A 13,310-nucleotide genomic window follows, 5' to 3' on the forward strand; every position below is an offset into this window, starting at 1 on the left:
CGTGACGCTGCCCAAGACCTTCAACCCGCGGCTGGTCCAGCCTCCACGAGATAGGCCCAAGCCGCAGCCTCCTCAGCTAGATCGAACGTTTTCGTCTCGACCGGGATGACCGTCCCCGACAGCTTGATCATGGCGCGAGCGAACGTTGGTGCGCCGACCACGACGTACTTCCGAATATGGGCCACCGACCGGACCTTTACTTCGTTCGCGTAGCCGTCGAACTTCGCGCCAAGATCCGAGCCTTCGTAGTTCGACATAATGAGCAACATGTCGATCTTACCATGCGCCTTCATGGCCTCGTCGGTGATCGAGGACATCCACTCGATGTCCGGCTTCGTGATTTTGTCCTTGATCTCGAAGGCGATGAGATCAGCCCGCGGCGCGTCGCGCTGGATGACGGACCCGTCTGGTGCAGCGTTCATGAAGCTCTCCGGGGCTACATCGTTTGGCAATCGTCGGAAACCGCGCGGTGGTGAGTCCGGATCCGCAGATGCTCGGGCTGCGGCCATCAAGCGCGATAAGAGGCTCGCCGGGCCCTGCCCGGACCTGCGGCATCTCAGTCCCTGTCCCGGTCAGAGGTGGAAGGGGCCGGTGAGTACACGCCGGACGCTACTGTCCCCAACGACACTCTCAGCGACGCATCTCGACCTGCTGCTGAGCGGCCAGGATGGCGCGGGTGTAGCCCAGCACCTTGTTGCGGTCTGCCCCCCGGCCGATCGAGAGCCACATGGAGATCAACTCGCCGAGCATCGCCGCATCGGACTCGGCGAATGGGCCCGTGAACGTCTCCACGGGCACGCCGAGAGCCTTGGCGATGCACGTCAGGATCTGGTGCGTCTCGTTCATGAGGTCTCGTAACCCCGACCCCTGGCATACCGAATTAAGAATGCAGTCGAAATCGGAGCGGACCGATCACAGACCCGTGAGCGGTCCAGAGTGTGCGCCGCAGGCGACAGGTGCTGACGCGCATTCAATGACATGGCAGCCATCGCCGGTTGACGAACTCTCACAAGAGCTTCCGTGGACCCATGATGCTCTTCGAAGCAACGATGCGCCTCGCCGAGTCTGACGGAGTGTCGCAGTGCAGGTGAGATAAAGCTGATACCGTCCCTGGAACTCGTATCGTAGCCGCATGTTGTCGGGACAACTGCCGGTACTGGCGGCCGCCGAAGGAGATTTGCCTAGATGACCGACAAGAAGCAGCAGAACCAGTCAAGCAATACTGATCACTCCACGAAGAACAACAAGGACCCAAATCACGACAACCAGGGCACGGTCCATCACTCGGACGATGGCCGCCTGAAGGAGAACCGCGAGAAGGGCATCCACCGCGGCGACAAGGAGTAGTCTCAGCCGCCGTATGTGAGGGCGCCGTCGAGGCGCTCTCCGCTCAGGTCAAAGAGTGATCGAGGAGGTATGATGGCCAACGACGTGACGACTTTCACGATCAAGGACGCGCTGGCGGCACGGATCGAGGACCACATTGAGATTGCCATCGAGGCGCAGGATGGGACGAAGCTTAAGCTGAAGGCGACGGCCGACCAACTGGAAGCGCTGGTTGGCGATCTGGAGACCATACTTGATGCTGACGATGCCTGAGGGCGTGACCAGCCCTGCTGAACTCTGAATCCATCAGTCGTGGATGGTCTCCGCACCTGCTTCGTCGGGGTAGTATTGCGGCGCCTCCCTGCGGTCGAACATGCCGTAGTCGCGTACCACGCGGACGCGGCGCAGCCTGCTTTCTTCCGGCAGCGCGACCTCCGGCTCGAACCCTTCGGCGGCCCCACGATTTCGCCAGGATAGAAGCAGGACGAAGTCACCTGGCGTCAGGATGGCCTCGAACACGTCCCAGGCGACGAGGCCATCTGTCTTGGGGCTGAGGCCAAGCCATCGGGCGAGCGCGTCCGGGCTCGCCTGTTCTGTCCCGCCAAGCGGGCGGCTTGCATCGATCAGCCTAATGGTCGTGCCTAAGCCGGTCTCGGTCTCGTCCAGGCGCTGCTCGGTCAACGCGTGACCCGTGGGAACCTGCGTGTCCTTGGTGACCTGACCGACGCGCAGGTGGTAGTCGTGCAGGATCTCGGACCGACCCGTGGCCTGGGCCTCGTGGTGCCGCACTCGCGTTCGCCAGCGCACCACGGCCTTCTCGTCGCGCCAACCTGAGAGCGACAGAATCCAGCCCTCGCGGGTGAGGCTGCGGTAGCGGACATTCTCCACGAAGCCGTCGATCTGCTCCAACTCGGGCCGCAGGATCTTGGCGTGCCCGAGATAGGCGTCCCACTGCTCGGCGCGCGGATGAGCTTCGAAGATCACGGAGAACACGCGTCATTCCTTCTGCATGGCGTCCTGCTGGTCGTTATGGTGACATCAGGCTTACACCCGATCCGGCCGAGGCTCTACGCCGGTCCCAGCCGTTGCTGACCGGCTACCGGAAGGTGATCCGCCCACCATTGCCATGAGCGGGTCGGTCTAGCGGCGGGACAGCAGGGCCTCCGGCCATTTGGTCCCCTTTAACGCCACGCTTACCCTGACCGGCCACGGTCGCGCGCCTCATAGCAAGGATCAGCGCATGCCTGGGAAGATTGAAGTCACCGACACCGTGGCCGTGGCAGGCGAGCGCATCTGCTCGATTATTGAGCGCGTCGAGCGACTGGAGGAAGAGATCAAGGACCTCATGGAGGCCAAGAAGGAGATCTTTGCCGAGGCCAAGAGTGAGGGCTTGGACGTGAAGGTGCTCAAGGAGATCCTAAAGATCCGCAAGCAGGATAAAGATGAGCGCGACGAACAGGAGACGCTGCTCGACGTGTACCTGCGCGCCATGGACGCGCCGTCGCCTGCGCCCCTAGCCGAGGCAGCCTGAGCTACAGTCTAGTCGGGACGGTGTAAGGCGCTGTCCCGACTGTCCGACGTTCGCCCCGTCTCCCGGCAGGTCTTCGCACCCTCAGGCGCTTGCCTGAAGACCTGCGCATCCGAGCAGGAAGATACCGCATGCGCATCCCAGCCACGCTCGCGCTCTTAGCCACGTTCGGCTTCACCGCGGCTGTCCACGCGCAAGGATTGGAACGAGGCGCCCAGGATGGAGCATCCCGCGGCGAGGAGATCGCCGGTCCCCTGGGCGCGATCGTCGGTGGGGCGATCGGGGCGGCCGTGGGCACCGCCAACGGGATCCTGGGTGTCGATCGGCGAGAGCGTTTTCGCATCTACGCGCTAGGCGAACACCGCCCGTCCGTCGCACTCGCTGGCCCGGTGCGGATTGGGACCGTGCTACCGGAGGACGGTGTGGTCTACTACGACGTGCCGCGGGAGTTCGCGCTGCCGGAGTACAGCTACACGATCATCAACGGGCATCTCGTGCTGGTCGAACCGCGCACTCGCCGCGTCGTGGAGGTGATTGATGACGGGCGGCCCTGACGCGAGTCAGCCTGACTTCCGTTCCCGATTGGCTTCTTCATCAGCCACGGCCTCGACGGCCGCGATCACGTTCTCTAACTCGGCGACCTGACGCAGAGCGCTACCGGCGGCCATCCCGTCGTGCTCAGCCATCGCCAGGATGAGATCGCGCTGCTGAGACTTGAGGCGGTTGAGAAGGGCGTTGAGCTTATCGGACATCGAGCGACTGTAGGCGCGACCTCAGCGGGCGCCAACCAAGAGGATGGCCCAGAAGCCGACATCCAGCTTCGCGCGCGAACGCATACTCGGTCTGCTTCCGAGAAAACATTGCTCAGGGCGGCCCTTCGGAGCGGCGGCTGGACTGGCCGCCCACGAGACGCCAAAACGCAGTTCCAAGCTTCCTGGGCACCAAGTCCTTTCTAAACCCGAGGAACCTGCTCACACCGGAGGTTTCCTAGGGGCTCATCCGGCTGAAACTTGTGCCGGTCGCCTCTACGCTTCTATTCCCGAACCCTCCATGCGCAGCAACGGTGTGTTCCACCGCCGTTCGATGTCGATCGTCGCGTTGACGTCGCGTGGTCCTCGTGGCCGCAATGGATGCAGACGGAGCGCGCTGGCTCTCGCGGCTCCTCACATCGACCACACCGCACGCCGCGCAGGTCTGCGACGTGGACTCGTGCGAGGTCCGCCGGAACGGCGGGATCCACCTCTGCTACGCCGTCGAGCGCCGATAGGTGGCAGACCATCCAATCGCTGAGGCCGGCTCACCGCTCCGTCAACCGGAGCGGCACGGCGGAGACCGGTCTGAAGGCGAATCTGATGTCCATGGAACCGACCGCAACCGCCATGAAAGAAACCATGACAGCTTCGATCATCGCCCCGGGTCGCGTCGCGGTCGTCACGGGGGCCGCGATGGGCATCGGCGCCGCGGCCGCGGCCCGGTTTGCCCAGCCGGCGTTCCGGAAAAGCCTGTCCGCCTTGCGCGCCACGCTCAAAACACAGCCGTAATTTGGAGGTTCTGAGCCGCTCTACGCGGACTAGGCCCTGTTTGGACCCATTCAGTGGGCGCGCTGCATCAGTCCGTTTGCGCTACTCGAACAAGGAGATCCTGTTCTAAAGTGGCGAGACAGGCTCCTCGACCGGTTTGGCGGCTTGGCGCGAGCGGTTCCGGCTTACGGGCCATAGTCACTGGCCGACGTGTGAGAGGTTGGCCATCGAGCCTACGCGGTCGTGGCGAGTTCGTGCTCAGCCATGCTGAGCTTTGGCGGGAATTACGGCGTCTCCCCCGACCATGGCTCTCGCGAGGTCGCTCGGGAAACACTGCTCACTGCAGCTGACGCTTAAGCCCATCCCGGTGACCGTGCCTGGCTTGAGAGCTGGACGACAGTTTGGCAGCGGGCCAATGCCCCTCGCTTATGGATGCGGCTGCAAATTCGCGAGGCCATGCGCCACGTCGAGTAGGGTTTGACCCTCAACGTCAGGCGGGAGCAGCACGTTCGGGTAGGTCTGTCCGCGCGCTACGAAGCCGGTTGTCAGGCCCACAGCCTTGGCTCCGTGCGTGTCCCACGCATGGGTTGCCACGAGAGCAAGCTGATCAAGCGTGACGCCCGCTTCTGCTGCCGCGTAGCGGTACACCTCCGGCCTTGGCTTGGAGCGCTGTACCTCATCAACCGAGAGCACAGCCTCGACATACGGGTCCAAGCCGGAGCGGCGGAGCAGCTTCTCGGTCGATGCGGTCGCGCTGTTGCTCAATGCGATCACGCGAAAGCCCTGACTCCTCAGCACAGTGAAAGCCGCAAGGGCGTCGGCGTGTGGCTCAAGCTCAGTCATGCCGTCCAGTACGCCCGCTATTTGCTCGGGATTGCCGGACAGACCATGGGTGGACAGCAAGGAGGCAAGCGCCCCGTCCAGCACCGAGCGAAATGGCGCGAAGCGGTCCGTGATCGCGATGGCAAACGCGTCTCGCAGGGCTGAGGCGAACCACACCTCCAGCGCTGTTGCCGGCAGGCCGAGAGCGATGAGCCGCGGACGGATGCTTTCCAAAGAAAATACCGTCTCGTTGATGTCGAACGCGATGACCTTGGGTCGTGTCATGGACGCCGTCCTTTATGTTATCACCGGCTGTCGAGCATGGCGCGACAGTGCATCTGCCGATACGAACGTGTGAACCAGCGGAAACTGCCTCGTCAGCGGAGAGTGCGACGTGCAACTATGCCGAGCGTCGAGCCCTGCACGATGATGGTGAAGAGCACGACCGCGTAAGTAGCGGCCAGGATCGCTGGCTTGTCCGGCACCTCGGGCAGCGAGAGCGCCAGGGCTACCGAGATGCCCCCACGCACGCCGGCCCAGGTCAGGAACGGCAGGTTGCGCGCCGAGAACAGGTCAGTCCACCGGACCAGAAGAAGGGGCATCGCGACAGCTATGGCTCTGGCCGCCAGCACAATCGGAACCGCGGCCGCAGCCAGGATGATCGCAGACACCTCAAACCGCAGGACCAGCACCTCAAGACCGATCAGGAGGAACAGGACTGAGTTCAGCACCTCGCCGACCAAGGTCCAGAGGGCGGACACGTAGCCCTGCGTGCGCTGGCTCATGGCGTCGCGCGGCGCGCGATCGCCAACAAGCAGGCCAGCGGCGACAACGGCGAGCGGACCGCTGGTCCCGAGCTTCTGCGCGACCGCATAGGTGCCGGCGACGAGAGCCAGGGTGATCAGAACCTCAACCGGGAAGTCGCCGACCGCCCGCATTGCGCGATAAGCGATGTAGCCGGTGATCACGCCCAGGAGCAGGCCGCCAGCAGCCTCCTGCACCAATAACCGCACCACCTCGCCGGTCCCATGCTCGCCCTCCAGCTCCGGCCGCGTAGCCGAGCAGGATCGTGAACAGCACGACACCGACGCCGTCGTTGAACAGGGCCTCGCCCTGCATCTCGATCTCCAGGGCTTTGGGCACGTCCACATTCTTGAGCGTACTGAGGACCGCGACAGGGTCGGTGGGGCTGATCAGGGCGCCGAACACCAGGGCCCACGATAGCGGGAGCGGACGCCCTATGGCCTGCGCCGCGCCCCAGAGCCCCGCACCCACGACCGCGGTCGAAATCACGGTCGCAACGAGCGCCAGGAGGGCAATGGGCCAAGCGCGTTCGCGCATGGCTTCCAAGTTGAGGTTGAGCGCACCGGCAAAGAGCAGGAAGGCCAGCATCCCGTTCATCACCACCTGGGTGAAGTCGATCTGCTGGAGCGCTCGCGTGAGCTCCTCATAGAGGTGCTGTGCGGGGAACAGGAGGTCGAGAAGGACGAGCAGCAGCGAAGCCAGGAGGCCGAGGATGAGCAGGCCGATGGAGTGCGGTAGGCGGACGAAGCGGCGGTTGAGCCAGCCAAACAGGGCCGAGAGGGTCAGGAGCAGAGCGGCAAGGTCGAAGATGGAGAGCACGCGGTTTCCTCGGCTTCACTCATGGGAGTGAGGGAGAAATCGAGATTGCTGGACGGGCATCTCGGATGGGCAACGTGCATCGAGGCCGTCAGATCGCTGGACACTTGGCACGATAGCAGATGGAGCGAGGCATGCCCGGGCTGGAGCGGCACACTGGAACCTGCATCCGTCCTCACCGTTGGCCGAATGCTCTCGGAGAGGTAGCAATGTATCCGCTGTTATCACTCGCCTTTTCCGGCGCCATCGTTCTAGGCACCGCATCCGGGGTCTTCGCGCAGGAGGCGTCTAAGCAGAGCGAGGAGCAGGTTTGCCATACCAGGGCCGATGAACTGAAAATGGCTGCCGACTTACGTGACGCCTACATGCGCGAGTGTCTGGCAGGCGAGCGCCTGAGGCGGGGCGGAGCCGAACGGAAGTAGCGTTATCCCGGTGTTGGTCCCCGGGTTGTTCGGCAGCACTGTGGTTCCGGATTACGGCTCAAAACACTGAAGCCGGAGGTATCCACGGTGCTCTACCCTGGCCGTTTGAAGTGAGGTTGCCGCCGCTCACGCTAGGATTGAGCGTGGTCCTTGTGGCGGCATTGTCTGTGAAACTCCTTGAATATGCCGGGTTCGAACACGCTCCTTTCGTCGTTCTGGTGGCCGGCCTCATAGCTGGTGGTGTGGTTGCCATCTTCAGGTGAACCGTTCACCGCTCCGCAACCGGCCTCGGCCAGCTTTCTCATGATACCGGATACCGCATGATCTCCTCGGAACCGCTCGGGCGCTTGGAGGCACTCGGCCGCCCGACCGTTGTCCTTCTTCCAAGGTTCGCCGTCGCCACAGTCCGAGGCCTGGAGCTGCTGGCCGAGAGCATTGCCTGATCGACTCACGAGATCGGGCAAAATCTATAGCCCTGCAGAGTGCGCGAACGTTCCTGGCCCGTTGTCCGTTGGAAATCTTGGCCCTTCAGGTTGCCTGAGTGTGGGCCGGAGGAGGCCGCAGATGCCCGCAGGTGCCCAAACCGAATTCCCGGCGGTGCAGACACTGCTGCCAAGCGAGACCGGCCACGGTTCCAAGACCACCTTCTGGGCGCTGACCCTCGGCTCCGTCGGTGTCGTCTACGGCGACATTGGAACCAGCCCGCTCTACGCCCTGAAGGAGTCGCTGCACGCCGCCAGTGGGGGGCAGGCCCCCACGCGCGAGATGGTCTTCGGCGTGGTCTCCCTCATCCTCTGGGCGCTGATCCTCATCGTGACGCTCAAGTACGTGTTCATCGTGATGCGCGCCGACAACGACGGCGAGGGCGGCACTCCCTCGCTCGTGGCCCTCGCGCAGCGCGCCCTCGGCCGTTCCGGCGGGTTCGTGCTCGTGCTCGGCATGGTCGGCATTTCACTGTTCTACGGCGACGCCATCATCACCCCGGCTATCTCTGTGCTCTCCGCCGTCGAGGGTCTGAAGCTCGCCACCCCTGCCTTCGACCCCTATGTCCTGCCGCTCAGCCTCGCCATCCTGATCGGCCTTTTCACCGTCCAGAGCCACGGCACGGCACGCGTCGCGACCTTCTTCGGGCCGATCACAGCCTTCTGGTTTCTCGTCATGGCTCTCGGCGGCCTCAGCCATCTGGTCGAGAACCCAAGCATTTTGGCAGCCTTCAACCCGGCCCACGGCATCGCCTTCCTCCTGACCCACGGCACGGCCGGCCTCTTGGCGCTCGGCGCCGTATTCCTGGCCGTGACCGGCGCCGAGGCGCTCTACGCCGACATGGGCCATTTCGGTCGCTCGCCTATCCGGACGGCGTGGCTCGGCCTCGTTCTGCCGGCGCTCGCCCTCAACTACCTCGGTCAGGGCGCCATGCTGCTGGCCCACCCCGATCGGATCGAGAACCCGTTCTTCCTGCTCTACCCGTCCTGGGCTCTGCTGCCGATGATCCTGCTCGCCACCGTGGCGACCATCATCGCCAGCCGGCCGTGATCACCGGCACCTTCTCGATCACGCAGCAGGCCATGCAACTCGGTTTGTTGCCACGCATGCGGGTCCAGCGCACCTCCGAGACCGAGAAGGGACAGATCTACATTCCGCGGGTGAACTGGTGGCTGCTCGCCGCCGTGGTGTTCCTAGCGGTGCTGTTCAAGTCGCCGAGTGCGCTGGCAGCGGCCTATGGCATCGCGGTCACGGGCGACATGGTGATCACGGCAACACTGGTCTTCGTCGTCGCCTGGCGGTTCTGGCGCTGGTCGCCCGCCCTTGCGGCACTCGTCATCGCCCCCTTCCTGCTCGCCGAGTTGGTGTTCCTCTCGGCCAACGCGCTGAAGCTTCTCCATGGGGGCTGGGTGCCGTTGACCATTGGGGCCGGCCTGGTCACCGCCATGTGGACCTGGAGACGTGGCTCGGCGCTGATCGCCGCCGAGATCCACCGACGGCGCGTACCTCTCTCCGACTTTGCGCGGATGGCCGAGACCGGCTCAATCCTGCGGGCGCCAGGAACGGCCGTGTTCCTGACGGGCTCTCCCGATGACGCGCCCGGGGCCTTGATGCACAATGTGAAGCATAACCACGTGCTGCACGCCCGCAATCTCATCCTGCACGTGGTCACGGACGACCTGCCGCGGGTGCCGGAGCCGGATCGTGTTACGGTCAGGCGGCTCTCGGATGCTTTCTCCTACGTGACGCTGCGCTTCGGCTTCATGGAGCTGCCCGACTTGCCGACCGCTCTGGCCGCGGCCGGCTTCGACACGGTTAACCTATCGTATTTCCTGACGCGACGGGTCCTAGTGGCCTCGCCTGAGACCGGCATGCCCGTGTGGCAGGATCGGCTCTACATCGCGATGGCCCTGGCGGCGACAGATGCGTCCCGTTACTTTCGCATACCGGCTGACCGCGCCGTCGAGATCGGGGCACGAATCGACATCTGATCCCGGATGGCGGAGCGGGTGATCTTGGGTAACGGCGCGGGTACGTTCGCGGCTGTCGTGTACTCCGTCTCTTCGGCTGCCAGGCGGTAAACCAGTTTGCCAACCCGGTTGAGGCTGAACGTGCTCCGGATCCTGTGAATGTCTGCGCGGTCGGCCGTATCCCGCGCCTGATCGTCTATTCCGTCTGCGGCAACGTTCAAAAGTTGACGTGACACCCGCTCGGCGATCTCCTTCCAAACCAGGCAGACCCAAGGGGCGGCCTCCGCAATGGGATCAGGTATGGCGCCGGCAGGGTTGAACGGTGAGGATCCTGATGGGGCACACGCTGATGGTCGTTCAATCTGAGCGTAATGTGCGCCGGATTCCGAAACCGACCTTCCCGCCGCCACAGCCGAGCGGATTGTCGCCGGCGCTCAGGCGCAACATCCAGACGCTCCGAGAGCGCCGCAGCCATGAGGAGCGACGGGCATCGCTGCAGGAGCGTGTCGCCGAGGCGATCACGCGCTTCACTGGCAGCATGGCCTTCGTCTACCTGCATGTGATGCTGTTCGGCTTTTGGGTTCTCGTGAACACGGGTCTGCTGACGCTGCTGCCAAAGTGGGACGAGTCGTTTGTGATCCTCGGCACCTCGGCTTCCGTCGAGGCGATTTTCCTCTCGACCTTCGTGCTGATCAGTCAGAACCGCATGGCGGCCGCCGCTGACAAGCGCGCTGACCTTGACCTGCACATCAGTCTTCTGGCTGAGCACGAGGTGACCAAGCTGGTGACCATGGTCTCTGCAATCACGGACCATCTCGGCCTTGAGACCAAGGCGGACGGCGAGGTTGACGAACTTCAACAGGATGTCGCCCCTGACGCTGTGCTCGACCAGATCGAGCGGAGTGGCGGCTCGTGAGGCCTCCTACCCGCACTGTTCGGTCGGGCAATCGCCAGCGCACTCACGCCCTCTCGCCGTCGAAGCCTTCTCCGTAAGCTGCTCAGCAATCGAGGCTGCACCCGACCTCGGTCCTCCGCACTAAAACGAGGGACAATCGCGTATCTGGGCCCCCGCTGTTCAGTAAACGTGTCGAGGCCGACGACGAGGTCATTCTGTCACACAGCGCGCTTTGCGTCCCAATCCGTTTAGTTCCACAACTGCCACTCAGCCAGAGGGGAGCTGAGCGCCTATGTCCCTTGCGCTCGTCGTCATGCTCGCCGCAGCGATTGGCGCAGTCGCGATCATCGTTGCCACGCTGCCAGCTCTCGACCGTTTTATCCGCTGGTGAGCCGGCAACCTGAAACCTTCTGCTGCTCACCCGAGTTGATTGCGCACAAGCGATCCGGAGGGCGGCGCGGTGGAAATAGCTGTCATGGCGTCGGGCGCGCTCGGCGCCTTCGTAACGGTGGCATTTCTTATGCCCGGCCTGGATTCATTCTTCGATTGGTGAGTCCAACCCGCAGAGCGTTTCCGTCACGGCCACCTTACGCCACAGTTCGCCACTTACCTGGCGGCAGATCCGGTCTGGGCGTCCGCGGGCTGATCTGATGGAAACGCTTCCGATCGCCGACCCCAACCTCGGCCACGCCGTCGATCGTGTCCACAACCTGCGCAACGGCCTTATGAAGTGGCCCCTGAGGGTTGGCGCGGGTTAGGGCCATGACGCACTGCTCGCGCCGGCGCTGGGCTTCCTCAAGGAGGTGCGTTTCCTCAGCCTTCACGAACACGGCCCGCCGCGCCATCGCCCGTTCTCCTCGTTCCTCTTCGAGATCTGAGACGGATAGTGAACGGTGCCAGGAGCTTGGCAGAGGCGCCTGAGCTCGCCGAATTGTCTGGAACCCTTTTGCGCCGGCCGACGTCTCTACGGCGTCCCAAAACGAGAGAGTGCCCGTCGCGGCCCTGCTGCGGCGGGCTTTCGTTGGCGCGAGCGCCTGCTGTCAATACTTGGATGTACGGTAGTTGGAAGTGCTTCGACGGTCAGTTTTCGCAAGGCTGATGCTTGCTGGATCTATATCGTCCTAATGGTCGGGCGATAACTGCCCAAGAAAATCGAAAACTACGGGATAATCCTCCAGGCCAGAAAGTCGTGCAGCCGGGAGGTAGAGTACCCCTTCATGAAGGTCATGAAAGCTTGCGCGAAAGAGCCTCGAACCGAAGGCCGTTGAGCTGATGAACGACGGGCGTAGGATCTGGGCGAGAAACCTCATGCGGAGCAGCCTCGGAACGAAGTGCGAGGAGGTGTTCTCGCGCGTTCCTACGCTTCCGCATCACCGTGAGCGCTGAGCTGTCCCAGACAAGTATCAGCCCGCCCGGTTTGCCACCGCAGGCTTCTTTGTTGCGCGTCAGAGAACGCGTAGGCCTATCTCATTGGGTCTGCGCCACACGACCTTGGCTTGGACCATTTCGCCGGTCGCCTCGACGAGCAGCCGGAACTCGTCCGGGATGCCGATCACGCTCAGCACCTTGATCCGCGCCCCGCCCTCAGAGCGATCCCGCAGGGTGCAGTCGATCACGCCACCGCCGGGAAGCATGACCTTGCCGGCAAGTAGCACGCGGCGCCGAGTTGTCTCTCGCCTGTTGTCCATCGTCCATCGCCTTTGGACGAACGAGCTAACGCCCTTCACCTTAACAGGACGGAAAGGGTGCAACCGGATGCCACGCCTTGCGGAACCGTTGGGCGCCGGTCTGTGGCGCTGGCAGCCACGGACAAGTCTGGCACCCGACATCTGTTAAGATCCCGCTCGGGAACTGATCAGCCGTCGGCGGGTCTACGTGGCATTCACGGGACGACTCCACCTTCAGCCCGCCCGGTCCGCCGCGGCGGGCTTCTTTGTCGCCTCTAGCCGATCACCAGCCAGACCAGCAGAAGTGCCACGACCGCGCCAGCTACGGCCATGCCGAGTAGAACCGGGCTGGCGAGCTGGTCGCCGGTGTCTACGTCCTCACCCAGGCGGTGGATCGGCCGGTTGGCGGCCCCGCTGCTCGCCGAGCTGGTGTTCACGTCCGGGTAGATACGCGCGCTCATAAGGACCTCCTGTCGGGAGGAGAACGAGCGGCGCACCTAGCCGGTTCAACCATCGCGCGGCCGTAGCCGGCGCGAATGACTTCGTGCGGTGGGGTGCGTGCGCAGCTTATCCTCAACCGCGCGCGGCCTCTCCGGATTCGGCTATGGCGTCTACGGAGTGGCTTGATAGGGGCGATACCGACCGCGACCAGGATCTCTCATCCCCGGCTGGGCAGAAGGTCCAGCTGATCAGGGAAGGTGGCAGGCCAAGGTGCAGGACGTCCAATCCGCAGCGAGGTTTCTGGGTTTCACCCTCGATCAGCCGCGTCAGTGCGATGGTGGCCTTCTCATAACAGCCGAGCAGATCCTGCTCGAAGATGACGGCGAAGCCGATCCGGGTCCATTCGATACGGAACACCCCTTGCGGGGTTTCATGAAGCCAGCAGCCTCTCAGCATCGACGTTCCTCCAAGATTTTATGGAGAAACGATGAATCGAGGGTTGCGGATCCTCATAGGGCTTTTGACGGACGGATCAGTGCTGCCTCGAGATAGCCGCCCCGTAGCGGTCAGCCTGAAGCCGGGTCAGGCCGGTGATGAGCGCGAGGGCGTCCCGACA

Annotated in this window: 15 protein-coding genes and 2 pseudogenes; 7 read left to right on the forward strand and 10 right to left on the reverse strand. The window is 63.6% G+C overall.

All coding sequences use genetic code 11. The features are described from left to right. Nucleotides 1-20: 20 nt before the first annotated feature. A complete protein-coding gene (locus M6G65_RS15240) occupies nucleotides 21-422 on the reverse strand; it encodes a SpoIIAA family protein (protein WP_238195314.1) in 402 nt (133 codons plus the stop codon). A gap of 208 nt (nucleotides 423-630) precedes the next feature. After that, complete coding sequence (locus tag M6G65_RS15245) at nucleotides 631-846, reverse strand: hypothetical protein (RefSeq protein WP_238195313.1); 216 nt, start codon at nucleotides 844-846, stop codon at nucleotides 631-633. Nucleotides 847-1,185: 339 nt separating this feature from the next. Here M6G65_RS15245 and M6G65_RS15250 point away from each other — a divergent pair, with 339 nt between their 5' ends. Next, entirely contained in the window at nucleotides 1,186-1,347 is a 162-nt protein-coding gene (locus tag M6G65_RS15250) for a hypothetical protein (protein WP_238195312.1), read from the forward strand. A gap of 72 nt (nucleotides 1,348-1,419) precedes the next feature. Further along, on the forward strand, nucleotides 1,420-1,599 hold the full coding sequence (locus M6G65_RS15255) for a hypothetical protein (RefSeq protein ID WP_238195311.1): 180 nt from the start codon (nucleotides 1,420-1,422) through the stop codon (nucleotides 1,597-1,599). Between the two features lie 33 nt (nucleotides 1,600-1,632). Here the strand turns inward: M6G65_RS15255 and M6G65_RS15260 are convergent, their stop codons facing one another. Then, nucleotides 1,633-2,319, reverse strand: coding sequence for an antibiotic biosynthesis monooxygenase family protein (locus M6G65_RS15260; RefSeq protein WP_238195310.1), 687 nt, complete (start codon nucleotides 2,317-2,319; stop codon nucleotides 1,633-1,635). 247 nt (nucleotides 2,320-2,566) lie between these two features. Between M6G65_RS15260 and M6G65_RS15265 the strand changes: the two genes are divergently transcribed. Together M6G65_RS15265 and M6G65_RS15270 are read left to right on the forward strand one after the other, a co-directional pair. Beyond that, nucleotides 2,567-2,857, forward strand: coding sequence for a DUF2312 domain-containing protein (locus tag M6G65_RS15265; protein WP_238195309.1), 291 nt, complete (start codon nucleotides 2,567-2,569; stop codon nucleotides 2,855-2,857). Between the two features lie 128 nt (nucleotides 2,858-2,985). Then, nucleotides 2,986-3,408, forward strand: a complete 423-nt coding sequence (locus tag M6G65_RS15270) for a DUF1236 domain-containing protein (RefSeq protein ID WP_238195308.1) — start codon at nucleotides 2,986-2,988, stop codon at nucleotides 3,406-3,408. Between the two features lie 6 nt (nucleotides 3,409-3,414). Here the strand turns inward: M6G65_RS15270 and M6G65_RS15275 are convergent, their stop codons facing one another. Then, nucleotides 3,415-3,606, reverse strand: a complete 192-nt coding sequence (locus tag M6G65_RS15275; RefSeq protein ID WP_238195307.1) for a hypothetical protein — start codon at nucleotides 3,604-3,606, stop codon at nucleotides 3,415-3,417. 600 nt (nucleotides 3,607-4,206) lie between these two features. Between M6G65_RS15275 and M6G65_RS15280 the strand changes: the two genes are divergently transcribed. Next, nucleotides 4,207-4,395 carry a hypothetical protein gene (locus M6G65_RS15280; RefSeq protein ID WP_238195306.1) on the forward strand — a complete coding sequence of 63 codons (189 nt, stop codon included), beginning with the start codon at nucleotides 4,207-4,209 and terminating at the stop codon, nucleotides 4,393-4,395. Nucleotides 4,396-4,800: 405 nt separating this feature from the next. Here the strand turns inward: M6G65_RS15280 and M6G65_RS15285 are convergent, their stop codons facing one another. The 3 genes and pseudogenes from M6G65_RS15285 to M6G65_RS15295 all read right to left on the reverse strand — a co-directional run bounded on the left by M6G65_RS15285 (nucleotide 4,801) and on the right by M6G65_RS15295 (nucleotide 7,702). After that, entirely contained in the window at nucleotides 4,801-5,481 is a 681-nt protein-coding gene (locus M6G65_RS15285) for a haloacid dehalogenase type II (protein WP_238195305.1), read from the reverse strand. Between the two features lie 92 nt (nucleotides 5,482-5,573). Next, nucleotides 5,574-6,819, reverse strand: a pseudogene (locus tag M6G65_RS15290) (cation:proton antiporter). Between the two features lie 550 nt (nucleotides 6,820-7,369). Beyond that, a complete protein-coding gene (locus M6G65_RS15295; RefSeq protein WP_238195303.1) occupies nucleotides 7,370-7,702 on the reverse strand; it encodes a hypothetical protein in 333 nt (110 codons plus the stop codon). Between the two features lie 100 nt (nucleotides 7,703-7,802). Here M6G65_RS15295 and M6G65_RS15300 point away from each other — a divergent pair. Continuing rightward, a pseudogene (locus tag M6G65_RS15300) lies at nucleotides 7,803-9,712 on the forward strand (potassium transporter Kup). Between the two features lie 328 nt (nucleotides 9,713-10,040). Further along, nucleotides 10,041-10,607, forward strand: coding sequence for a DUF1003 domain-containing protein (locus tag M6G65_RS15305; RefSeq protein WP_238195357.1), 567 nt, complete (start codon nucleotides 10,041-10,043; stop codon nucleotides 10,605-10,607). A gap of 1,424 nt (nucleotides 10,608-12,031) precedes the next feature. Here the strand turns inward: M6G65_RS15305 and M6G65_RS15310 are convergent. The 3 genes from M6G65_RS15310 to M6G65_RS15320 form a co-directional block, all read right to left on the reverse strand. After that, nucleotides 12,032-12,274, reverse strand: a complete 243-nt coding sequence (locus tag M6G65_RS15310) for a PilZ domain-containing protein (RefSeq protein WP_238195301.1) — start codon at nucleotides 12,272-12,274, stop codon at nucleotides 12,032-12,034. Between the two features lie 254 nt (nucleotides 12,275-12,528). Continuing rightward, nucleotides 12,529-12,714 carry a hypothetical protein gene (locus M6G65_RS15315; RefSeq protein WP_238195360.1) on the reverse strand — a complete coding sequence of 62 codons (186 nt, stop codon included), beginning with the start codon at nucleotides 12,712-12,714 and terminating at the stop codon, nucleotides 12,529-12,531. Between the two features lie 112 nt (nucleotides 12,715-12,826). Next, nucleotides 12,827-13,150 (reverse strand): hypothetical protein, encoded by a 324-nt coding sequence (locus tag M6G65_RS15320; protein ID WP_238195300.1) that lies wholly within the window; start codon nucleotides 13,148-13,150, stop codon nucleotides 12,827-12,829. Between the last annotated feature and the right edge of the window lie 160 nt (nucleotides 13,151-13,310).

The sequence above is a fragment of the Methylobacterium tardum genome, assembly GCF_023546765.1.
GTDB lineage: Bacteria > Pseudomonadota > Alphaproteobacteria > Rhizobiales > Beijerinckiaceae > Methylobacterium > Methylobacterium tardum.

Coding starts and splice junctions, on each gene's coding strand:
- M6G65_RS15280 (WP_238195306.1), top strand. CDS start 4,207: ATGTCCATGGAACCGACCGCAACCGCCATGAAAGAAACCATGACAGCT.
- M6G65_RS15285 (WP_238195305.1), bottom strand. CDS start 5,481: ATGACACGACCCAAGGTCATCGCGTTCGACATCAACGAGACGGTATTT.
- M6G65_RS15250 (WP_238195312.1), top strand. CDS start 1,186: ATGACCGACAAGAAGCAGCAGAACCAGTCAAGCAATACTGATCACTCC.
- M6G65_RS15255 (WP_238195311.1), top strand. CDS start 1,420: ATGGCCAACGACGTGACGACTTTCACGATCAAGGACGCGCTGGCGGCA.
- M6G65_RS15320 (WP_238195300.1), bottom strand. CDS start 13,150: ATGCTGAGAGGCTGCTGGCTTCATGAAACCCCGCAAGGGGTGTTCCGT.
- M6G65_RS15265 (WP_238195309.1), top strand. CDS start 2,567: ATGCCTGGGAAGATTGAAGTCACCGACACCGTGGCCGTGGCAGGCGAG.
- M6G65_RS15275 (WP_238195307.1), bottom strand. CDS start 3,606: ATGTCCGATAAGCTCAACGCCCTTCTCAACCGCCTCAAGTCTCAGCAG.
- M6G65_RS15310 (WP_238195301.1), bottom strand. CDS start 12,274: ATGGACAACAGGCGAGAGACAACTCGGCGCCGCGTGCTACTTGCCGGC.
- M6G65_RS15270 (WP_238195308.1), top strand. CDS start 2,986: ATGCGCATCCCAGCCACGCTCGCGCTCTTAGCCACGTTCGGCTTCACC.
- M6G65_RS15305 (WP_238195357.1), top strand. CDS start 10,041: ATGGTCGTTCAATCTGAGCGTAATGTGCGCCGGATTCCGAAACCGACC.
- M6G65_RS15315 (WP_238195360.1), bottom strand. CDS start 12,714: ATGAGCGCGCGTATCTACCCGGACGTGAACACCAGCTCGGCGAGCAGC.
- M6G65_RS15240 (WP_238195314.1), bottom strand. CDS start 422: ATGAACGCTGCACCAGACGGGTCCGTCATCCAGCGCGACGCGCCGCGG.
- M6G65_RS15245 (WP_238195313.1), bottom strand. CDS start 846: ATGAACGAGACGCACCAGATCCTGACGTGCATCGCCAAGGCTCTCGGC.